At 39.9% G+C, this 20,936-nt stretch carries 19 protein-coding genes; 5 read left to right on the plus strand and 14 right to left on the minus strand.

The window, feature by feature from the left end; all coding sequences use genetic code 11:
* The first annotated feature begins 37 nt into the window (after nucleotides 1–37).
* Nucleotides 38–1,705 carry an energy-dependent translational throttle protein EttA gene (gene ettA / locus HGO23_RS03525; RefSeq protein WP_099135571.1) on the plus strand — a complete coding sequence of 556 codons (1,668 nt, stop codon included), beginning with the start codon at nucleotides 38–40 and terminating at the stop codon, nucleotides 1,703–1,705.
* 69 nt (nucleotides 1,706–1,774) lie between these two features.
* Here the strand turns inward: ettA and HGO23_RS03530 are convergent, their stop codons facing one another.
* The 4 genes from HGO23_RS03530 to serB all read right to left on the minus strand — a co-directional run bounded on the left by HGO23_RS03530 (nucleotide 1,775) and on the right by serB (nucleotide 7,275).
* On the minus strand, nucleotides 1,775–2,503 hold the full coding sequence (locus HGO23_RS03530; RefSeq protein ID WP_099135570.1) for an ATP-binding cassette domain-containing protein: 729 nt from the start codon (nucleotides 2,501–2,503) through the stop codon (nucleotides 1,775–1,777).
* 751 nt (nucleotides 2,504–3,254) lie between these two features.
* Entirely contained in the window at nucleotides 3,255–4,481 is a 1,227-nt protein-coding gene (gene nadR / locus HGO23_RS03535) for a multifunctional transcriptional regulator/nicotinamide-nucleotide adenylyltransferase/ribosylnicotinamide kinase NadR (protein ID WP_099135569.1), read from the minus strand.
* Between the two features lie 382 nt (nucleotides 4,482–4,863).
* The gene (gene radA / locus HGO23_RS03540; RefSeq protein WP_209027982.1) at nucleotides 4,864–6,252 is read right to left on the minus strand and encodes a DNA repair protein RadA; all 1,389 of its coding nucleotides are present in this window, start codon (nucleotides 6,250–6,252) and stop codon (nucleotides 4,864–4,866) included.
* 45 nt (nucleotides 6,253–6,297) lie between these two features.
* On the minus strand, nucleotides 6,298–7,275 hold the full coding sequence (gene serB / locus HGO23_RS03545) for a phosphoserine phosphatase (protein WP_209027983.1): 978 nt from the start codon (nucleotides 7,273–7,275) through the stop codon (nucleotides 6,298–6,300).
* Between the two features lie 117 nt (nucleotides 7,276–7,392).
* Here serB and HGO23_RS03550 point away from each other — a divergent pair, with 117 nt between their 5' ends.
* A complete protein-coding gene (locus tag HGO23_RS03550; protein WP_209027984.1) occupies nucleotides 7,393–8,049 on the plus strand; it encodes a YtjB family periplasmic protein in 657 nt (218 codons plus the stop codon).
* Nucleotides 8,050–8,684: 635 nt separating this feature from the next.
* Here the strand turns inward: HGO23_RS03550 and HGO23_RS03555 are convergent.
* From HGO23_RS03555 to metC, 4 genes are all read right to left on the minus strand, one after another.
* Complete coding sequence (locus HGO23_RS03555; RefSeq protein ID WP_244967873.1) at nucleotides 8,685–9,044, minus strand: putative signal transducing protein; 360 nt, start codon at nucleotides 9,042–9,044, stop codon at nucleotides 8,685–8,687.
* 299 nt (nucleotides 9,045–9,343) lie between these two features.
* Nucleotides 9,344–10,189 (minus strand): 2,5-didehydrogluconate reductase DkgA, encoded by an 846-nt coding sequence (gene dkgA / locus HGO23_RS03560; RefSeq protein ID WP_099135563.1) that lies wholly within the window; start codon nucleotides 10,187–10,189, stop codon nucleotides 9,344–9,346.
* 301 nt (nucleotides 10,190–10,490) lie between these two features.
* The gene (locus HGO23_RS03565) at nucleotides 10,491–11,162 is read right to left on the minus strand and encodes a DedA family protein (protein ID WP_099135562.1); all 672 of its coding nucleotides are present in this window, start codon (nucleotides 11,160–11,162) and stop codon (nucleotides 10,491–10,493) included.
* A gap of 249 nt (nucleotides 11,163–11,411) precedes the next feature.
* Complete coding sequence (metC, locus tag HGO23_RS03570; protein WP_209027986.1) at nucleotides 11,412–12,626, minus strand: cystathionine beta-lyase; 1,215 nt, start codon at nucleotides 12,624–12,626, stop codon at nucleotides 11,412–11,414.
* Between the two features lie 390 nt (nucleotides 12,627–13,016).
* Between metC and exbB the strand changes: the two genes are divergently transcribed.
* Together exbB and exbD are read left to right on the plus strand one after the other, a co-directional pair.
* Nucleotides 13,017–14,048 carry a tonB-system energizer ExbB gene (gene exbB / locus HGO23_RS03575; protein ID WP_209027987.1) on the plus strand — a complete coding sequence of 344 codons (1,032 nt, stop codon included), beginning with the start codon at nucleotides 13,017–13,019 and terminating at the stop codon, nucleotides 14,046–14,048.
* A 6-nt stretch (nucleotides 14,049–14,054) separates the two neighbouring features.
* Complete coding sequence (gene exbD, locus HGO23_RS03580; protein ID WP_099135559.1) at nucleotides 14,055–14,480, plus strand: TonB system transport protein ExbD; 426 nt, start codon at nucleotides 14,055–14,057, stop codon at nucleotides 14,478–14,480.
* A gap of 93 nt (nucleotides 14,481–14,573) precedes the next feature.
* On the opposite strand, the gene HGO23_RS03585 is transcribed toward exbD, so the two are convergent.
* From HGO23_RS03585 to HGO23_RS03610, 6 genes are all read right to left on the minus strand, one after another.
* Entirely contained in the window at nucleotides 14,574–14,960 is a 387-nt protein-coding gene (locus HGO23_RS03585; protein WP_209027988.1) for a cytidine deaminase family protein, read from the minus strand.
* 37 nt (nucleotides 14,961–14,997) lie between these two features.
* Nucleotides 14,998–15,258: an HPr family phosphocarrier protein gene (locus HGO23_RS03590; protein WP_099135558.1), complete on the minus strand. Its 261-nt coding sequence runs from the start codon at nucleotides 15,256–15,258 to the stop codon at nucleotides 14,998–15,000.
* Between the two features lie 20 nt (nucleotides 15,259–15,278).
* Nucleotides 15,279–16,718 (minus strand): glycoside hydrolase family 1 protein, encoded by a 1,440-nt coding sequence (locus tag HGO23_RS03595; protein ID WP_209027989.1) that lies wholly within the window; start codon nucleotides 16,716–16,718, stop codon nucleotides 15,279–15,281.
* Nucleotides 16,705–17,067, minus strand: coding sequence for a PTS lactose/cellobiose transporter subunit IIA (locus tag HGO23_RS03600; protein ID WP_209027990.1), 363 nt, complete (start codon nucleotides 17,065–17,067; stop codon nucleotides 16,705–16,707). The genes HGO23_RS03595 and HGO23_RS03600 overlap by 14 nt, the downstream gene beginning before the upstream one ends.
* Before the next feature lie 35 nt (nucleotides 17,068–17,102).
* Nucleotides 17,103–18,338 (minus strand): PTS transporter subunit EIIC, encoded by a 1,236-nt coding sequence (locus HGO23_RS03605; RefSeq protein ID WP_209027991.1) that lies wholly within the window; start codon nucleotides 18,336–18,338, stop codon nucleotides 17,103–17,105.
* A 72-nt stretch (nucleotides 18,339–18,410) separates the two neighbouring features.
* Entirely contained in the window at nucleotides 18,411–18,725 is a 315-nt protein-coding gene (locus tag HGO23_RS03610) for a PTS sugar transporter subunit IIB (RefSeq protein WP_209027992.1), read from the minus strand.
* Nucleotides 18,726–18,907: 182 nt separating this feature from the next.
* Here HGO23_RS03610 and HGO23_RS03615 point away from each other — a divergent pair, with 182 nt between their 5' ends.
* The gene (locus tag HGO23_RS03615) at nucleotides 18,908–20,809 is read left to right on the plus strand and encodes a BglG family transcription antiterminator (RefSeq protein WP_209027993.1); all 1,902 of its coding nucleotides are present in this window, start codon (nucleotides 18,908–18,910) and stop codon (nucleotides 20,807–20,809) included.
* Nucleotides 20,810–20,936 lie beyond the last annotated feature (127 nt).

The following is a 20,936-nucleotide window of genomic DNA, read 5'->3' on the forward strand; positions in this document are numbered from 1 at the left end:
TTAAATATTTCCTTAATTATCAAAAAGGTACATTACTTTGGCTCAATATGTTTATAGTATGCACCGGGTTGGAAAAATTGTTCCCCCGAAAAGGCATATTCTGAAAAATATTTCCTTGAGTTTTTTCCCTGGAGCAAAAATCGGTGTTCTTGGCCTGAATGGTGCTGGTAAATCGACCTTACTGCGTATCATGGCAGGGATCGATAAAGATATTGAGGGGGAAGCGCGTCCACAACCGGGCATCAAAATTGGCTATTTGCCGCAAGAGCCTAAACTCAATCCTGAACATACCGTTCGTGAAGCGGTGGAAGAAGCAGTCAGCGAAGTTAAAAATGCACTGACACGCCTTGATGAAGTTTATGCCGCTTATGCTGATCCAGATGCGGATTTTGACAAACTGGCTAAAGAACAAGGCGAACTGGAAGCGATTATCCAGTCTCATGACGGTCATAATCTGGATAACCAACTTGAACGAGCGGCTGACGCTCTGCGTTTGCCAGCATGGGATGCTAAAATTGAGCACCTGTCCGGGGGGGAACGTCGCCGCGTTGCGATTTGCCGCCTGTTGCTGGAAAAACCGGATATGCTGTTGCTTGACGAACCGACCAACCACCTTGATGCTGAATCTGTAGCATGGCTGGAGCGCTTCCTGCACGATTATGAAGGTACAGTCGTTGCTATTACCCACGACCGTTACTTCCTCGATAACGTTGCGGGCTGGATCTTGGAGCTTGACCGTGGCGAAGGTATTCCATGGGAAGGTAACTATTCTTCGTGGCTGGAGCAGAAAGATGCTCGTCTGGCACAAGAAGCCGCAACAGAAGCTGCCCGTCGTAAATCCATTGAGAAAGAATTGGAATGGGTTCGCCAGAATCCGAAAGGGCGTCAGGCCAAAGGTAAGGCTCGTCTGGCTCGCTTTGAAGAACTCAATAACGTTGAGTACCAAAAGCGTAACGAAACCAGTGAGTTGTTCATTCCGCCTGGGCCAAGGATGGGGGACAAGGTACTGGAAGTGAGTAACTTGACTAAATCTTATGGTGATCGAGTTCTGATTGATAACCTGAGTTTTTCTCTACCAAAAGGTGCTATTGTCGGGATTATCGGCCCGAACGGTGCGGGTAAATCAACCCTGTTCCGTATGTTGTCTGGTCAGGAACAACCGGATTCCGGCTCAATCACTTTGGGTGAGACTGTGAAATTGGCTTCCGTTGATCAGTTCCGCGATAACATGGATGACAAGAAGACGGTATGGGAAGAAGTGTCCGGCGGGCAGGATATTATGCGCATCGGTAGCTTTGAGATCCCAAGCCGTGCCTATGTAGGCCGCTTTAACTTTAAAGGCGTGGATCAAGGGAAGAGCGTTGGTGAATTGTCCGGTGGTGAGCGTGGCCGTTTGCATCTGGCGAAACTTCTGCAAGTGGGCGGTAATATGTTGTTGCTGGACGAACCAACCAATGACCTGGATATCGAAACTCTGCGCGCACTGGAAAATGCTCTGTTGGAATTCCCAGGTTGTGCGATGGTTATTTCTCATGATCGTTGGTTCCTTGACCGTATCGCAACACACATCATTGATTATCAAGATGAAGGTAAGGTGAGTTTCTTTGAAGGAAACTTCAGCGAATACGAAGACTACAAGAAGCGGACACTGGGCGCTGAAGCGTTGGAGCCTCATCGCATTAAGTATAAGAAAATCAGTAAATAAGATTTAATTAGTTAAGATAAGAAACGGCCTGATATCAGGCCGTTTTCGTTCTTTTAAGGAAACACACAGTTATGACACCATAACTCTTTGCTCTTGTAAGGATTCATAAGTCTTAATGACTTTACCTCTTTCTAGAGTAATCATACTATCAGCGTACTGAATCAGGCGTTTATCTTGAGAGGAGATCACTACTGTGCCTTTCTGCTCATGTGCGATAAATTTAAAGATATCAACAAACATCTTTAATTCCTGATGGTTTAAGTGACTAGTTGGTTCATCTGCAAATAGATACTCAGGTCTTCTTACGAGTGCTTTTGCCATAGCAGCTCGTTGTCTTTCGTTTTCAGAAAGCTCTCCTGGATAGTAACGGCTCTTGTCACTTAATTTCACAATATCTAACGACTTCTGTGCAATTCTTACTGCTTGCTCTTGGGAAAGAGATAATCCGTAAGAGTTGGATAATAACAAGTTATCTAACAGCGTAAGCTCACTGGATAAATTAAAACCCTGAAAAATAAACCCACTATTTTTCGAATGAAACTGACCTAATTCGGAATCACTCATTAGTTTTAGTTTGTTATTATTGATTAATACATCTCCTTGATCTGGTTGTAACATACCCGAAGCAATCGATAACAATATGCTGTTGGTTGATGTCTTCGGCCCTGTTATCAAAGTAATTTCACCTGGTATAATAGAAAATGTGATGTCTGAAATCATTTCATAATTAACTGTATTATCAGTTAGACCATATGAAATATTGATAACTTCAATCGATTTAAATTGATTTAAGTTCATATTCTCAACACAATTAGGTTAAAAAGTTAAAGCTTTTTCCTTAAATATGTTATCTAAATTTATTGGCGGCTTATTAATATCAATAAGACATTGTAAGAATTTAAATAGTTCACGCATGAAATATCTCGACAATACTAAACTTATGTCAATTATTATTTACAATTATTATATAATAAATGAGATATTTCTTAGTCTTAGAGTCAAATGTTAATGATATCCGCTATTACTGAGAAGAAGATAACATAAATAAAAAGGTATAAATTATTCTGTTTTTATTCCAATTTTATAATAAGGAAAAAAGTCATTTTACTCATGTCAAAAGGCTAATATTTTTTACATCACCTCCATCCTTAATAAAAATCACACGGAAATTATGTGGTTTTTGTTGATAATAAATGAATTTTATATAGATAAATCAATAGGTCCGTTAATTAAATGACTTATTTCTCGACAATTCAAGCCTAAACAGTAAAACCTAAGCATCAAAAAATATTATTATCACAATTTATTTTGTTACTGATGAAAAAATAACACAATGAAATATTTAATTATAGAGTGTTTTAGAATAAAACATGAAATAACAAAAATTACTATAGAAAATAAATCATCTTAATTAATCATTATAATAGTAACCATTCAGGCTATTAGTATATATACCCTAATCTTTCAAGTTGCCGCCTGGTTATTTGCGCTTATTTATCTGCTTTATTTACCATTGCGGCTACTTGAAATCTATTGATATAAAAATGCGTTATGCCATTAACATTTCCTGAACAAGTTCAACACAGCGAAGAAAACGCTGATCATAATCAGGTGAGTTAACACATACATAATCAATGTTATTTTTTTTCAATAAGCTTTTAAGCAATTGCTGAAACTCTTTACGCTCTTGTTCATTGCCCAGACTTCTCAGTCCATCCGCCACCCAGGGAGTGTTATTTTCTAAGAGAATGACCAGATCAAATCGATATTCATCAATCATTGCCTGAACAAAGGGATGTTCTTTCCCTTCGTAGCGTTTGCAAAATGCCTGTGTTGTGACAAAGTCAGTATCAATAAAGGCGACTTTGTTGGCATATTTTACTGAAAAGTCAATGTATTGTGCGTGACCTAAAGCTATTTTATCGTAATCGGAGTATTGTAGAGCCATCTCATCTCCCCCTAAATGGGAAAATACATACTCACGCCCATACTCCCACGCGCTCGTCGTGTTAAACATATTCGCCAGTTTGTTTACCAACGTAGATTTCCCACTTGATTCACCACCAAGGATAGCGACAGTACGCACAAAAAACGGCTTCACTTCTGTCGGAATATATTCCCAATAGTGGAAAGGAGCCTGTCGTATCTGACTTCCACTGATATTCATGAATGAGCGTTGTGGGTCGATAAGGATAGTTTCAATGCCAAAATGCGCTTTATAGCGTGAGACATCCTGTGCTTCGCTGGAATAGATATAGTCAGGATTGATGCCTTTTGTGACCATGAACCGTTTCGTACTTTGGCTCCAGGCTTCCCAACCGTGTGGATAGGGCTCCATACCTTGTTCATCAAAAGCATGGATGTGGATATTTTTTTGATATTTAAACGTTTGTAACAGCCATCTCAGACGGTCACTGACAGTAGGCTGTTGAGACATTGAACTATTGATAAACAGCTCCCGATCCCGTAATTCGTCATAACAGAGAATGACGTGCAATTCATCGACTTGGCTGGATGCTCGTTGGATCAAATAAATATGTCCAGTATGTAACGGGTAAAATTTACCAAACACGACACCGATAGTTTTCTTTTCCATAGGGTACGCCAATCCTAAATGTTGATGAAGAGATGCTAATTTCTGTGCGCTCGGACTTTTTATCTTGCCGTTAATAAGTTGGCTTAAGTAGCCTTTTGTCATACCACTTGCATCAGCGACTTGCTGTAGTGTGTGATTCGCCTGTTTGATTGCCTCTTTTAAATAGTCAAACTGTCCCATATACATCCCCTTTGTTTAGTATACTAAACAAAATAACATGCTCACTGTGAAAGGTAAAAACAAAATTTGTTGGTCATTGGGTTATTAGAAGTAAATACTACAATGTTAAATATTGATGGAAGTTAAAATTTAATAGTTACCATTATTGATAGAATAAAATTAGTAATAATTAAACTTTTAGCTAAATCGCGGAATTAAGTAAATAGACGGTTATTAAATTAAATGAAAATGATATCGCCTGTTTCCTCATATGAGTGAGAGCAGGCGATAACATAAAAAGTGATACTTCAGATAATTAAAGTGTATGAAATATATAATCGCCTTGCCGTTTGCTAATCAAGGTACTAACCACAATATAACATCCACGATGTATCATTCATGATTAATCGTCCAGTTCATCAAGAACAGATAAAGCATCTGTCAGTTTTTTGACCCCAAAGGTTTTCATTCCCGGTAATGCTTTTTTCGGCATATTAGCATAAGGCACAATTGCCCGTTTAAAACCGTGTTTGGCAGCTTCTGAAATACGCTCCTGACCGCTGGGCACAGGGCGAATTTCCCCGGCCAGCCCAACCTCACCGAATACCACTAAATCACGGGGCAAAGGACGATCACGAAAGCTGGAAACCAAAGAGAGCAGTAATGCAAGGTCAGCGCTGGTTTCAGTGACTTTTACCCCACCGACCACATTAACGAAGACATCCTGATCCGCCATTTGCAAACCACCATGCTTGTGTAATATCGCCAACAGAATTGCCAGACGATTTTGCTCAAGCCCCACGGCTACCCGACGAGGATTCGACATCATGGAGTGATCAACCAAAGCCTGAATTTCCACCAGTAAGGGACGAGTGCCTTCCCAGACAATCATAACGGAGCTGCCTGAGGTGATCTCATCACCACGGCTCAAGAAGATGGCGGAGGGATTATTCACTTCCCGCAATCCCTGTTCGGTCATAGCGAATACCCCCAATTCATTGACTGCACCGAAACGGTTTTTATGACTGCGGAGAGTACGGAAACGAGAATCGGCTTCACCATCCAACATCACTGAACAGTCTATACAGTGTTCCAACACTTTCGGGCCAGCCAGAGAACCATCTTTTGTCACATGGCCAACCATGATGATCACAACACCGCGGGTTTTAGCAAATCGAGTCAGGTAAGCCGCCGTTTCCCTGACTTGTGCCACACTGCCGGGTGAAGATTGGATATCTGCCATGTGCATAACTTGAATAGAATCAATAACCATTAGTTTAGGTTGTTCCTGTTCGGCAATCAGACAAATCTGTTCAATGCTTGTTTCAGACAACATGTTCAGTTTATCCGTCGGCAATCCTAGCCGATGGGCCCTCATTGCCACTTGCTGCAACGATTCTTCACCCGTTACATATAAGGTTTTCATCTGCTCAGATAGTTGACACATGGTTTGCAGTAATAGGGTACTTTTGCCTGCGCCCGGGTTACCACCTATCAAAATAGCACTCCCGGGTACGACTCCACCGCCGAGTACACGGTCAAACTCTTTAAACCCGGTGGAAAAACGAGGTAGCTCTTCCAAACTGATTTCGGAAAGTTTTTGTACTTTACTGACTCCGGCATCTCCCGCATAACCGCTGAAACGATCATTGCGAGAAGAAGATGAAGTTGCGGCCAAACGCACTTCTGTAATGGTATTCCATGCCTGACATGCAGTGCATTGCCCCTGCCAGCGGGGATAATCCGCCCCACATTCGTTACAGACGAACGCCCGTTTTGCTGCTTTTGCCACTGTATACTCCCTGATATGACTGCTCTGGACAGCTAGAAAATGACTTTAACGCTCTTCGTGTTTTAAGCCGCCGCTCAAAATACACAAAACACCCATCAAATCCGCATGACGAATACCCACCTTAGCGTGTGTATATACTTTCGGTTTCGCATGATAGGCAATTCCCAGCCCTGCCTTGCGGATCATTTTCAAATCGTTGGCACCATCCCCGATTGCCACAGTTTGGCTGAGTGGAATATTCAACTCTTTTGCCAGCCGTAGCAACGTGGTTGCTTTATATTTTGCGTCAACAATTGGCCCTTTGATTTTGCCTGTCAATTTGCCATTTTTTATTTCGAGCTGATTGGCAACTGCGGCAAAAAGGCGTAATTGTTGGCGAAGATTATCGGCAAAGAAGGTAAAGCCTCCAGATGCAATGGCGACATGCCAGTCCAGAGATTGTAGTTTGCGGACAAGGCTGGTCAAACCCGGCATGAGAGGAAGTGTATCCATGACTTGCTGTAATATAGCGGCATCAGCGCCAGCCAGTTGGGCAACTCGCTGGTGTAAGCTTTCTGAGAAATCTAATTCTCCCTGCATTGCCCGTTCTGTAATCTCAGCGACTTTGTCACCAACACCAGCCAGTCGTGCGATTTCATCAATACATTCAATCTGAATGGCGGTTGAGTCCATATCCATGACTAACAACCCTGGCGAACGTAAGCGAGGGATTTGTCCCAATGGAACAACATCCAGATGACATTCATCTGCTAATCGTTTTATGCGTGGAGAAAGACTTCCCGCGATGCGAACAACTTGATAGTCATCAATGCGCCATGAAGAAACGACAACAATGGCGGCTCCCAGACGATGCTGAAAATCACTGATGCGTTGTTTATCCAAATTGCGACCATATAGTAACCAACCACTGTCTCCAGCTCGGTAATCCAGTGGCATAACTTCATCCCCACTGAGGGATAACGGTAATCCCGGCCATTTATGGATTTCATCGGGTAAGTAACGATAGGCCAGATTGTTAGACATGAATATCGGCTCCTGTAATTCCATGTAATTTTGGCAGGTAAAAAATACTTTTCAAACTATCCTATCACTACTGTATCTGGCAACATGGAATGTTACGAGTTTGGGGGTGAGATAATTATGAGTAAAGCAAAACTGAAATTTCGACTGCACAAGACGGCAATTATTTTAATATGTATAGCACTGTTGGTATTGCTGATGCAGGGTGTTTCTTATTTTAGCCGTTCACAGCAACAAGCCCATATAGATCAGTTTGAAGATTTAGCCAAGACGCTGGCAAAACAGGTTGCATTCAGTCTGTCTGATTATATGGATAATGGCAGCAAAGATCTTAATAATAAGAAGATTATGGACAATCTGAATTATCTGACCAATAAAAGCCGCATCCTGGATGCCAGCGTTTATCTGGAAAATGGAACACAGGTTGCACGAAGTGGTGAACTTGTCTCTGTTCGTGAGCGGTTATCTTTGGATGGTAAAAAAGCAGGCAGCTATTTTAACCAACAAATTGTTGTGCCCATACCGGGTAAAAATAAACCCAAAGGTTTTCTCCGTTTGACGCTGGATACCCACAGATTAGCAACAGAAGCCAAGCAAGTAGATAACACGACTAATTTGCTCAGGGTTATGCTGCTGTTAGCGTTGGCGATTGGATTTATTCTTGCTCATAACTTACTACAGCTTGCTCCCAGCCGTTGGCAGCAATCACCTTATTTACTGACAGCTAATACCAAATCATCGGATGAAGAAGACAAAGTAGATAATTCCACCCGTTAAACCGGGTTGGTTACCAAAACAGAAAATAATTCGGGGTGAAGGGGATAGTGCTCCCTGATCAAAATGACCCAGGGTGGCACTGTTTTTAGTGATCATCATAAAAATCCTTATCATCATAATACAGCTTGAAGCAGATGGAATAGATCAGACAATGTAATAGTGCTGCTGCAATGGAGCCATAAAAAATGATGGAATGATGTGGAGGTTCCGAATGAACAAGCGGAGGATGCCCAAAACGGAAAACATACATATGAAAAGAGATAGCTAATATCGTTAGTATAATTCCGAAAACATTGTAGTGGACATGAGTTGATAAGAGGAACCGTCTTACTATAAAGAAAAAAGGGATCAACATTAATAGAGAAATTATTATGTAAGTCATTATCATTTACCCTGATGCTATTTTAAATTTCACCATGAAAATATTTATGACGATTATCACTATAAATAACATTTTCTCTGAACAGTTTATTTTTCTGTTATTTAAAGCAATAAAACAAGAGTAGATCGTAGTTTGTATATAAATAGTAAACATAGTTATTATTTATATTTCTTATAAGTTTGATTGGTTTTTTAATTATTGATGTAGCAGAGGGTTATACAGGGCTATTTTGTATTTAACTCTTTTTTGATAATTAGTAATTAAATTGTAATGGTAATGCAATACCAATTATCAAAAATAATAATATAACCAAAAAGGAATTTACTAATACAGAAAGTGGACGTTTTGATGATGTTAAAACAGGAGTTTCAAGGTCAGGTTTTTTTTCATCTAATAAATATTTGTTATCGTCAATCTTGGAAAGTATTTCTTCAGCACGTTTCCGGTCAGAACGATGTACCAGTAGCTTTACCCCTCCAAATGCATGGGAATACATATAATTATTCCATACTACGCCTTCATCGATTATTCTTGCACGGATACCCTCAGATAACATTCTGCCAAGGATAATATTAGCCTCTATAGGTGACATGAAATTAGCTAAGAACTGCATATGTCCTCTTTGCGGAGATATGTTCCACATAAGCACCTCTCAATCATATGGTTTATCAATTAGATACATTATCAATTAAATAACCAAATCTACTGAGTATAGTTAAAGTATAATTTAATATCTAAACACTAACTTATACAAATAGATTTTAAACCGTAGTTTAATAAACGAAAACCTATCACAGAAAGTCATTAATTAAAAACTTTTTATTTAAACTGCCTGAACTCTGTAGAGAGCAGAATTCAGGCATGATTTTTCAGTTTATTGAGATGGATTATCATTAAGATTTGATATGAGTACTATCCTAAATTGAGCACAGTCAGATTATAAGTATCGGGATTGGGGCCGAGACGTTTACCTATATCCAACCCAGCCATGGTAGCCAGATCTTCTTTCTCTAATTTGAAATCAAAAACGGCAAAATTTTCTTTAATACGGTGAGGTGTTACTGATTTGGGAATAGCAATCATGCCAGAGTCAAGATGCCAGCGAATAACAATTTGAGCCGGTGTTTTTTCATATTTAGCAGCCAGACTTTCAACTATTGGGTGATTAAAAACGCCTTTTCCACCACGAGACAATGGGCTCCAGGATTCAGTTGTAATATGGTGGGTGGCATTCCATGAATGAAGTTGTCGCTGTTGCATCAGTGGATGCAGTTCGATTTGATTGATTACAGGTGCGACACCTGTTTCTGATATTAATTTCTGTAAATGTTCAATGTGAAAATTACATACACCAATACTGCGCACCAGTCCCGATTCTTTCAATTCAATGAATTGTTTCCATGTTTCAACATACTTATCTTGCTGGGGCACGGGCCAGTGAATCAGGAACAGATCGACGTAATCCAGTTTTAGCTGATCCAGACTTTCTTGCAATGCAATTTGTGCATCCTGATGGCGATCGTTCCACAGTTTGGTTGTGATAAAAATCTCTTCCCGTGGAATATTGCTTTCTTGTAATGCTTTCCCTACGCCTTTTTCATTGTGATAAATTGCCGCAGTGTCAATAGAACGATAGCCTACTTCCAATGCGGTGTGGATAGCGTTAACAACTTGCTCATTACTCGCTTGCCAAACCCCAAGCCCTAATTGTGGCATGAGGTTCCCATCAACGAGTTTAATTATTGTCTGCTGACCCATTCTTACCTCCTTCAGATTTGGCATATCAGATGGACACTTCGTAAATTAGCTTACTGGCAGCAAGCATAATGTTCTGGTGTTCACCTAACATGCTATCGCTTGTCTATATCGGTTTATTGCAGTAACAGAGTCCACTCGATTCAAGGTTACTTAACTTTTCTGTCAAAATTTGGTCAGAATTCAAATCATTGACAATCATGATACCTGTCGGAGCGGACTCTAATGATTTAACTTTTGGATTGAGAAGTTAATAACCAGAGAAAAAAAAGGGTTTTGAAATAGCGGTGAATAACCAATATATTCATTTACGTTTTCTTGATGATGCTTTTTTGTGACGCCAATACATCAATAGAGATGCGGTAAGACCGCTGATCAACAGAATGACAGGCAAGATCATCAAAATATTCATGACCAAATCCTGATGTGCTTTGACAAAAGGGATTTGATTCAAGATATAGCCAAAACTCACGATTATGATGACCCATAAGAAGCCACTTAACCAATTAAAAAATTGAAAGCGTTTATTATTCAGTCCAGAAATACCTGCAAAAGTTGGCAGGAGAGTACGGACAAAGGCGAGAAAACGCCCGATGAGCAACGCCGCCAGGCCATGTTTGGTAAATAAAATATTGGCACGTTGGCGGTACTGTAGAGGAAGTTGAGCCAACCAGTTCTTGACGATCCGGGTATGGCCTAACCAACGTCCTTGCAAATAACCTAACCAACATCCGAGGCTTGCTGCAATAGTCAGTAAAATGATGGTTGGAAAGAACCCCATAACACCTTTAGCGATTAACGCACCAGCAAGAACCAGAAGAGTATCTCCGGGCAAAAATGCGGCGGGTAACAAACCGTTTTCTAACACCAGCGTGACGAAGATAACACCATAAATAATCCAGATGACATCGGGATTGGCGAGTTGGGTAAAATCATGCTGCCAAAGTGCATGCACGATCCCGCTTAACGTTTCCATTATTTATCCTGTAATTTCTGCACGATACCTTTACATAACCGTTTTTGAACAACAGCAAAAAGTATCAAATAAGTACATGTGTCCCAGTGTACCGCAAAATTGTGGTAGAGGAGTTGATTTGATCTGGCATGAAGAGAATCAATTGAAGATAAGGAGAGAAAACAGTGGCCATCTGTAGTGGAAAGATAGCCATTCAGGGGGACGATCGTTATGTATCAAGTTATTTATGCTAACGCCAAGTAATTTATGTTAACGCATAGCAATGCGGGTAAAAGCGGCATCCAAGTCAGCAATCAGATCCTGGAGATTTTCGAGTCCGATATGTACACGGATTAACGTTCTTTCTTTTTTGGGGAAATGGTAATGTTTGGGGAAATGATAGTGGCGTAAAGTCGCGAGTGATTCAGGTGAGATACCCAAAATTAACGATTCAAATCCTCCCCAAGAAAACGCCATTTTAAAATGTTGTAAATTATCAAAATAATCAGAAAATTGAGTGGAAGTCAGGTTAATATTCAGGAGGAAAGAGAACAGCCCGCTGGAGCCAGTGAAGTCACGTTGAAAGTAGTGATGTCCGGGACAAGAAGGTAGCGCGGGGTGATAAACCTCAGCGACTTCAGGCCGTTGGGATAGCCACTTAGCAATTTCAAGGCTGCTTTCTTCATGTTGTTTTAAGCGGACAGCCAGCGTATGTAATCCACGGGTTGCGAAATAAACCGTATCGGGGTCGGCAATTTGTCCCATCAAATAAGAATTTTCCCGCAATTGATCCCAACAGCGCTTATTGGCGACAGCCGTACCCAGCATGCCATCCGAATGGCCGATGATATATTTTGTGGCGGATTGAATAGAAATATCGACGCCAAAATCCAATGCTTTGAAGAGAATACCGGCAGCCCATGTATTATCGATCATAATGACAATTTCAGGATTAATCTGCCGGGCAGCCTGCACGATAGCAGGGACATCCTGAACCTCCATCGTGAGGGAGCCGGGGGATTCTAGAAAGATGACCTTTGTATTTGGTTGAATGAGTGTGGCAATCTCTTTTCCGATCATTGGGTCAAAGTAATCGGTGGAAATATTCAGCTTTTTGAGAACGTGATTACAAAACTCTTGCGTCGGCTCATAGGCTGTACCTGCTACTAAAATATGATCCCCTGTCTCTACAAATGACAGAATGCTGTTGGTAATAGCGGCTGTACCGGATGGATACAGTGCACACCCCACGCCACCTTCCAGTTCTGCCATTGCTTCCTGAAAAGCAAAATGCGTCAATGTGCCACGACGTCCATAGAATAGTTCACCGTTAGCACGATGTTTTATGGCATGCCTCAGATCTTCAACAGTTTCGAAAATGACGGATGAAGTTCGTTGGATAATGGGATTGACAGCATTAAGCGTGAATTTGTGCTTTCTTCCGATATCAACCAGTTTGGTCTCCAGTTTCTTTTCTTCTGCCATATGATTTCCCCCTCAATTAACGTTGATTACTCAAATAATCATTGCAAGTTAAAAGATCTGTCACGTTTTTTACAAAGGGATTCTTGCAACGTGACGAAAATTCAAGGTGATTGGTGATAGTGAAAAAAGATGGTTGTAGTGAAATCGCCCCTTTTCATTACCACTTTTTTATTAAATAGTAATGATAATTACTATCAAATCGCTCAATGTCTGATATCATTTGGAATGGACTTTTCCCTCACGTGATGAAAAGCATGAAATAGGGTTAAACGGAACCTTATCAGGTGGAAAAGCGAGCTATGGCTCAGGATATATTAGGATTAGCAAGATGAGTATACGCGATTCATTGCTAAGTAACAGAATCTATAAAAAAGAGAGTAAGGCTAACTGATGCGTAATTTGACAGCTTCTATTCTATTGGCCCTCGGGTTAACAGGTTCAGCTTGGGCTAATACCGTACCAGCTAATACCGTACCAACAACAGCGGCTGCTGCGCCAGAAAATCAGGCGGCCACTCAGGTAGCGGCTCCGGCAACATCGATATCTTCTGCGGCTCCGCAAGCAGGAGCGGCGAAAGCAGATACACAGCAAGTCGAAGCTCAGAAAATGGATGCGTCAGTGACAGCTGAACAGCAAACAGTAACTACCGAGGTCACTGAAATAACAGAAACAGGCGCAGCGGAATCAACGGCTGTGGAAGGATCTGAAAACTTGTCCAGTGGTTTTGCAACGGATCTTTCTGTTTGGGGTATGTATCAGAATGCGGATGTCGTGGTAAAAAGCGTCATGGTAGGTTTGGTGATTGCTTCTGTTATTACATGGGCACTTTTCTTCTCCAAAGGAAGCGAGTTATTAATGGCTCGTCGCCGTTTACGCAGAGAGCAACTGGCATTGGCTGACGCTGCTAATCTGGATGCAGCCGTGAAAATTGCCACTGATTTCGGTAAGAATAGTATCAGCCGCCTGTTATTGAACGAAGCACAGTCTGAACGCAACTTATCTGCTGAAAGCACTGACAAAGATGGAACCAAAGAGCGTATCTCATTCCGCATGGAGCGCGCTGTTGCGGCAATCAGCCGTTATATGGGGCGTGGAAACGGTTATCTGGCGACTATTGGTGCTATTTCACCGTTTGTCGGCCTGTTTGGTACTGTCTGGGGGATCATGAACAGCTTCATTGGTATCGCGCATTCACAAACCACTAACCTGGCGGTTGTTGCTCCGGGTATTGCAGAAGCACTCTTGGCGACAGCATTGGGTTTGGTAGCTGCAATTCCGGCGGTAGTTATCTATAACGTTTTTGCTCGTGTGATTTCATCATACCGTGGACAAGTAGGTGATATGGCGGCACAGGCAATGCTGTTGCTTGGTCGTGATCTTGATTTGGCTGACAGAAAAACTGAAAAAGCAGAAGCAAGGTAATCAATTATGGCAATACGTCTTAATGAGAATTTGGACGATAACGGTGAATTACACGAGATTAACGTCACTCCATTTATTGATGTGATGTTGGTACTGTTGATCATCTTCATGGTGGCAGCACCACTGGCAACAGTTGATATCAAAGTCGATTTACCGGCATCGTCAGCCAAACCACAACCCCGACCAGAGAAACCGGTCTTTCTGACGGTAAAAGCAAATCATCAGCTATATGTTGGTGATCAGCTGGTCGAGCGTGACACGCTGTCTTCGGTACTGGATCAAACAACCCAATCCAATAAAGAAACCACGATTTTCTTCCAGGCGGATAAAACCGTGGATTATGAAACATTAATGAGCGTGATGGATTCTCTGCGTAAGGCTGGCTATCTGAAAGTTGGTCTGGTCGGAATGGAAGCGGTAGAGGCTAAATAACGTTATCAGTGGTTAATTTATCTGAATAATAGAAACTGCCCGAATAATCAAATCGGACAGTTTCTATTGGACACAAAATAATAATAAAACACTCTACACGTTTTTCCAATCAAACGGCAGTAACTCACCAAGTGATAAAACCAACTCTTTGTTAACTTTCACTTCGGCATGGATATTTTCTCTATTGATCTGACTGATAAACTCCCGACATCGACCACAAGGAGGAATAATATCCCTATATTTATTAACCGCGATAACTTTCATTATCCGGTTTTCTCTATGTTTTATCATATCTGCAATGGCACCATGCTCTGCACAAAATCCCATTGAACAGGCGGTGTCAATATTAATACCGGTATAAATATGCCCTGATTTACACTGAATAACCGCAGCTACATGACCATATTTAATATATTTATTTAATTGTATCGGGGAAATAAGTTGATGTGCAATATTTTCCATTTCATCAAAAGAGATCATAAGATACTCCCAATAGGCAACCTATAAGATATAGAACTTACTCTTTAATATTACGAATAAGATCCACAACTGATTGTGCCATTTCCTCTTCATTTTCTCCTTCAACCCGAATAGTGACTTCCATGCCATTTTTTATTCCCATTGACATAATTTTGAACATGCTTTTTAAATTGGCACTTTTATCTCCCCTGATAATTTCTATCGTGCCATTGTAAGTTTTGGCTAAATTACAAAGTTGGGCAGAAGGCCGGGTATGCAGCCCCGAAGGGGCTGTGACTATTACGGAATATTCGATCATAAATTTACCTAAAAAGAAAATCAGGATTCAGTTAATGAACCACCACGTGTCTGAATAACTTTCTGATACCAATAAAACGAATCTTTCTTATAACGGTTGAGGTCTTTTAGATCGTCGTCAGTGCGATTGACATAAACGAAGCCATACCGTTTTTTGTAACCATTGCTGGTGGAAAGAAGGTCAATAAAACTCCACGGATTATAAGAGAGAACCACAACACCTGAATCCATCGCTTGTTTAATGGCCTGAAGGTGTTTTGCCAGATAATCAATGCGGTAACTGTCATGAATGGTGTCATCAGATTCCAGTACATCATCAGCACCGAAACCATTTTCCGTGATCATCAACGGCTTCTGATAACGGGTATATAAATCGCGTAATAAATATTCAAGCCCAAGCGGGTCAATCGCCCAATCCCAGTCTGTGGTATCAAGTTGGGGGTTTTTATGGATCTGATAGTAATCAGGTTGAATCTCATAGCCGTCAATTTGCCCTTTGATACCTGTTGGATTAAAACCATCCATTCGTCTCTGAGCATTTGTCGGCGCTGCTGCGGCAGCATGGCTGCAATAATAATTGAGTGCCAGAAAATCAGAATAGCCTTCTCTGATTAATTCCATATCACCGTCTTCGATATTGGGAGCCAGCCCATGATTTTTCAGGTAAATCAACGCGGATTGATTATATTGTCCTTTCAGATAAATATCGGTGAAATAGTAATTACGTAGATCATTAGCATTTTGGGCAGCCAAATTATCTTCCGGTTTGCTGGTTAACGGGTAAATAGCGGAATATCCCAATGCTGCACCGACTTGACCATCAGGCACCCATTGATGAACTAACTTACAGGCAATCGCATGAGCCAGATTCATATGGTGATTTATCTGATACTTAATCTGCTCATTGTGGAGATATTGCTCAGGGATAAAGCACTTTTTTGTCCAGAATTGCATAATAATGCTTTGCTCATTGATCGTCAGCCAATATTTGACTTTCCCGCCATATTCTCTGATGACAAATTCAGCATAATAGGCAAAATCATTCACACTTTGTCTATCGATCCAACCATGATATTTTTCCACCAATACCATAGGCATATCATAATGATAAAGTGTCGGGATTGGCATAATACCGTTTTCCAAGAGTTCATCGATAAGATTGTGGTAAAACTGCACACCTTTATCATTAGGCTTACCGATCCCATCAGGGAAAATGCGCGACCATGCGATGGAGAAACGATAGGCTTTCAACCCCATCTCTTTCATTAATACAACATCTTCTTTATAGCGATGATAATGGTCACTGGTAATATGAGTATCAGCTAATCCGGGTTTATTATTGAGAATATCTTGCTGTGATAATTTCTTGCCATATTCTTCCGCTGCTCCTTCAACCTGATAGGCACTGGTTGCAGCTCCCCAAAGAAAGTTTTCAGGAAACAGAGTATTATTTTTCGTCATGCTGTTTTTCCTCTTTACTATTACTCGTAATGTGAAGATGTTTATATAAACTAATAATTTCTTCTCTCAAAATTAACTCACTGCGTATTGTCATTAATGTATCCTGAGCATGAATAAATAGTAGGCTTAAATTAAAGTTATCTCCCTGAGTTTCTTTCTGAATAACTTCAGTCTGTGTCTGATGGGCAGATAACATCATTTTGCGTGCTTTTTCCATATATAAGCGGGCATTTTCAAAATCACCATCCCGGGCATATTTCATGGCTTTTTCACTTTTTTCTCTGGCATTACCTGCATCGAGAATTATTTCCATGGAAATAGGAACTAAAATATTTGCCTCACTGTTCATTGTTATTTTCCTTGTACTGGAGTTGGATATATAACTTATGCTGCATTGGTGCTCTCTTCCTCAATACGTTTTTTCTCATACACCTTAAGGAAGGGATACCAGGTAATCAGGAACACAGCCATTAGTACGACGTAACAGATGATAGCCCGCCAGTCTTCCGTAATCATGACGCTGGAGAACGGAGCTGGTATTTGACCGACTTGAATCATTTTGGCGGGAATATTCAGCCAGTCTGAGCGCATGAATACCCAGACGATAATGGGGCTGGTGATTGCGTTAATCCACATGGGAAGCATTAACAGTGGGTTGAGGACAATCGGTGTACCAAACACCAGCGGTTCGTTGATATTGAAGAAAGAAGGCCCGATGCAGATATAGCCCGTGGCTTTAAGCTCTCTGGATTTAGAAAACAGCATTAAAAGATTTAATGCGAGAGTGGCACCAGTTCCTCCCATCGTAATCAAAGCTGCTGTATACATGGTTTCATAGGTCACAATATTGGTAGGGGGCTGCCCTGCTGCCACCAGAGTTATATTGGCACTGATACCAAGCATAAAGATAGGCATTTGCAGGCCGGTAAATGTCCAGACTGAAATTCCCATCGACATTGCAATAGCCGGGATTAATGCCATAAGTATGAATCCCGGCAATGTTTGCCCGAATGCAGCAATAGGAGAAAAGAGAGAAAGTAGCCGGGAGAAGACATCAACTTCAAAGGTGAATACCAATAATGTTCCTGTCCCGATGGAAATCAGAATCGGGATAATGGCATGTATCCAGCCGACAACAAAATCAGGCAGGGAGCTTTCTTTCAGGAAACCTATTTTGGTATATAGGTGAAACAGATAGGAAACAAACAGGCCGGTGGCAATACCCAATAAAATTCCTGCGGGGCCGAATCGTTCAAAACTGACAATCATGTTGCCGTCAGAAAATTCTGGTTTGATGAACATCATATAGACGCAGATGGAAGTCAGCCCGGCAATTAGGGTATAGCGAAAATGATGAAGTTTCTCCATCATCTGATTAGCTATCATAAACGCGGTAATTAAACCGAGCATGCCAAAAGAGTATTCGGCGATCCGGCCAAGATTGGGTAAAAAAGGGAGGTAAGAACGAAATACGTTATAAAAAAATATAAGTGATCCTGCTAAAATAAAAGGAATATTTTTCTGCATAGAGCCAGAAATAGCGGCTACCCATGGCCGCTTAGTAAAATTTTGCATCGCCGGTGCAAATGAGTCAGATAACCACGACATAAATGCTTTCATTTCGCATCTCTCTTTATTATTGTCTTTATCTATTCTGAGTAAGTACAATCCCTGGTGTTGTAAAAAGTAAAATTAATGATTCAAAGTACTTATGGCTAATTCCAGTAATGCTTCTCCGTCTAATTTTCCATAAATATTTTGTGGTACAACAAGGACAGGAATATTGTAAATATCAGCATGTTTTTGGAACTCATCTTTTTGCGAAGCATAGTGAGGGCCAAGAAATAGGATATCGATAACTGAAAAATATTCTGCAACCTCGCTTTCACTTCTGGCTTCGACGGTAACTGATACACCTTTTTGTTTGGCGGCATTCCTGGTTTTTGTTGCTAACATTCCACTGGAAATACCTGCCCCACAACACAACATAATAAAAATATTTTTCATATTAATTCCTTATTATTTTGCTGCTAATTGATTTTTGTTTTTTGACCTATAAACTACTATCTTGAATTTTGATTTTATATTCAATTATGTGTTTTCACTTTAAAAGGGCAAATTTCTATTTTTTTAAATTGATTATCCCGGTAAGTTTAAGGTGTTATTTGTTCATTTAACAGGGGGTTGTAATGCTAAGGCCTAAGCAGAAAGAATTATTGGATTATTTACTGAATAAAAATACCCCGACTCTGGCAATAAAATTATCTCAGGTCTTAAACGTCTCCATTAGAACGATAAAAAATTATGTAGCAGAAATTAATGAATCCTATGGCGAGAAAATTATTCTCTCTGGTCGCTCAGGATATTATTTTTCACCTGATATAAATATAAAATTACTTCAACAACCCAGTGGTTTGCCAAAGACTTATCAGGAAAGGGTAAGTTTTTTGATTAAGTCCATCCTGTTATTTAAGAAAAGCAATAATATTTATGATCTCAGTGCTGATTTGTATATCAGTGACTCAACGTTAAAATCATTGATATATAAAATGAATAGTTCATTTGAACAATTTAATGTCAGATTTTTATGCAAGAATAACCATATTGAAATTTGGGGGGCAGAACAAAAATTAAGAGAGTTGGTTTATCATATAATTATCGAACAAACAGACTATTGTTTCAGTGAGTTAAAAACATTGGAAACAATATTTGGTACTCAACAGGTAGAAATGGTATCCGATCTTATTAAGGAGATATTTTATAAATGGGGCTATTCTGTTTATGATCTCTCTTATGCCAATCTTGTCTTACATTTTTTAATACTGATAAATCGGATAAAGCATGACAAATATTTAGATACTCCGCTAACTTTTGTTGGAAACAATAAATTACACACTATAACTGATGAGTTATGTGATAATTTGCAACATAAATTTGATGTTTCAATATCAGAGAATGAAAGAAATGCTTGTTATACTTTGTTGAAAATCAACGTCAATTCTAATCATACTAAAGGTAGTGAATCAATTGATTTGGTGGATGAGGGTTTATACCAATTTACAAAACAAGTTACTGAATTTGTAAAGGAACATTACCTGATTGATTTTGGAACAGATGATTTTATCTCATTATTTTCTCTGCATATATCAGGGCTGAAAATACGGTTGGAACATAATATTTATACCAAGAATCCCATGTTGGAAGTAATAAAAAAGGAATGTCGCACAATATTTGATATCGCTGTTTTTATCTCTTTACAATTAAATGAATTTTTAGGTAAAAAACTGAATGAAGATGAGATTTCTTTTATTGCCCTGCATGTTGGTGCTGAATTTGAACGGCAAAAAAGTCATGATAATAAAGTGCGGGCAGTGCTTTTATGCCCCGGCTACCGAGGAATTGAAAATAAAATCTATCATCAATTATTGTGTGATTTTGGTAATGAAATAAGTGTGATTAAGAGGATTTCGCAGCCTTCTGAATTGGAAAACCTGGAGTTCGAATTATTGATTACGACAATAAATCTTCCTGCCAGCCATAATTATGAAACAGTGTGTATTTCTCCTTTCCAATTACGGAATAAGCGCACGCAGTTGATTGGCAAAATTGATATTGCTAATGCCAATCGGAAGAAGAAGACGCTACAACGTAATTTTGATCTATTTTTTGAGCAAGGTCTTTTTTGGTTTGAACCCGGCTTTCAATACAGAGATGAACTTATTGATGATCTTTGTCAGACAATGTTTGCCAAAGGTTATGTTGAGTCTGATTTTTTCAGATATGTTTATCAGCGTGAAAGTGCTTCCTCAACGGCCTTTGGTATTCTGGCATTACCCCATTCAGTAAAAATGGATGCAATAAAAACGGGTGTTGCTGTTGTTATCAGCCCAAAAGGGATACGTTGGGGGAAAGATGAACGTGTGCATGTTATTTTTTTAATCGCGATAAACAGGATAGACAGGGTATGTTTTGCAGAGTGTTATGATGCGTTATTAGATGTCTTTAGCCATGATAAGATTATTAATCAACTGCATAAAATAACTTGTTTTGAACGCTTTCGGGAAATGTTGGTCAGAGCAAATAAATCTTAAGTTATATACCCAATAGATTTCAAGCTACAACTTGAAAAATGAAGGGTATAGATAATAATGTTTAAAATCTGGTTGTTGATTATAAAATAGAAATAAGGCGCTGAGTGGTTATCATGAACTCAACGCC

The sequence above is a fragment of the Xenorhabdus budapestensis genome (assembly GCF_017743015.1).
Classification (GTDB): domain Bacteria; phylum Pseudomonadota; class Gammaproteobacteria; order Enterobacterales; family Enterobacteriaceae; genus Xenorhabdus; species Xenorhabdus budapestensis.

Bases quoted from the DNA above. Each gene is read 5' to 3' on its own strand.
- HGO23_RS03530 (WP_099135570.1), bottom strand. From the start codon at position 2,503: ATGAACTTAAATCAATTTAAATCGATTGAAGTTATCAATATTTCATAT.
- nadR (WP_099135569.1), bottom strand. From the start codon at position 4,481: ATGGGACAGTTTGACTATTTAAAAGAGGCAATCAAACAGGCGAATCAC.
- serB (WP_209027983.1), bottom strand. From the start codon at position 7,275: ATGTCTAACAATCTGGCCTATCGTTACTTACCCGATGAAATCCATAAA.
- HGO23_RS03550 (WP_209027984.1), top strand. From the start codon at position 7,393: ATGAGTAAAGCAAAACTGAAATTTCGACTGCACAAGACGGCAATTATT.
- HGO23_RS03555 (WP_244967873.1), bottom strand. From the start codon at position 9,044: ATGCAGTTCTTAGCTAATTTCATGTCACCTATAGAGGCTAATATTATC.
- dkgA (WP_099135563.1), bottom strand. From the start codon at position 10,189: ATGGGTCAGCAGACAATAATTAAACTCGTTGATGGGAACCTCATGCCA.
- HGO23_RS03565 (WP_099135562.1), bottom strand. From the start codon at position 11,162: ATGGAAACGTTAAGCGGGATCGTGCATGCACTTTGGCAGCATGATTTT.
- metC (WP_209027986.1), bottom strand. From the start codon at position 12,626: ATGGCAGAAGAAAAGAAACTGGAGACCAAACTGGTTGATATCGGAAGA.
- exbB (WP_209027987.1), top strand. From the start codon at position 13,017: ATGCGTAATTTGACAGCTTCTATTCTATTGGCCCTCGGGTTAACAGGT.
- exbD (WP_099135559.1), top strand. From the start codon at position 14,055: ATGGCAATACGTCTTAATGAGAATTTGGACGATAACGGTGAATTACAC.
- HGO23_RS03585 (WP_209027988.1), bottom strand. From the start codon at position 14,960: ATGATCTCTTTTGATGAAATGGAAAATATTGCACATCAACTTATTTCC.
- HGO23_RS03590 (WP_099135558.1), bottom strand. From the start codon at position 15,258: ATGATCGAATATTCCGTAATAGTCACAGCCCCTTCGGGGCTGCATACC.
- HGO23_RS03595 (WP_209027989.1), bottom strand. From the start codon at position 16,718: ATGACGAAAAATAATACTCTGTTTCCTGAAAACTTTCTTTGGGGAGCT.
- HGO23_RS03600 (WP_209027990.1), bottom strand. From the start codon at position 17,067: ATGAACAGTGAGGCAAATATTTTAGTTCCTATTTCCATGGAAATAATT.
- HGO23_RS03605 (WP_209027991.1), bottom strand. From the start codon at position 18,338: ATGAAAGCATTTATGTCGTGGTTATCTGACTCATTTGCACCGGCGATG.
- HGO23_RS03610 (WP_209027992.1), bottom strand. From the start codon at position 18,725: ATGAAAAATATTTTTATTATGTTGTGTTGTGGGGCAGGTATTTCCAGT.
- HGO23_RS03615 (WP_209027993.1), top strand. From the start codon at position 18,908: ATGCTAAGGCCTAAGCAGAAAGAATTATTGGATTATTTACTGAATAAA.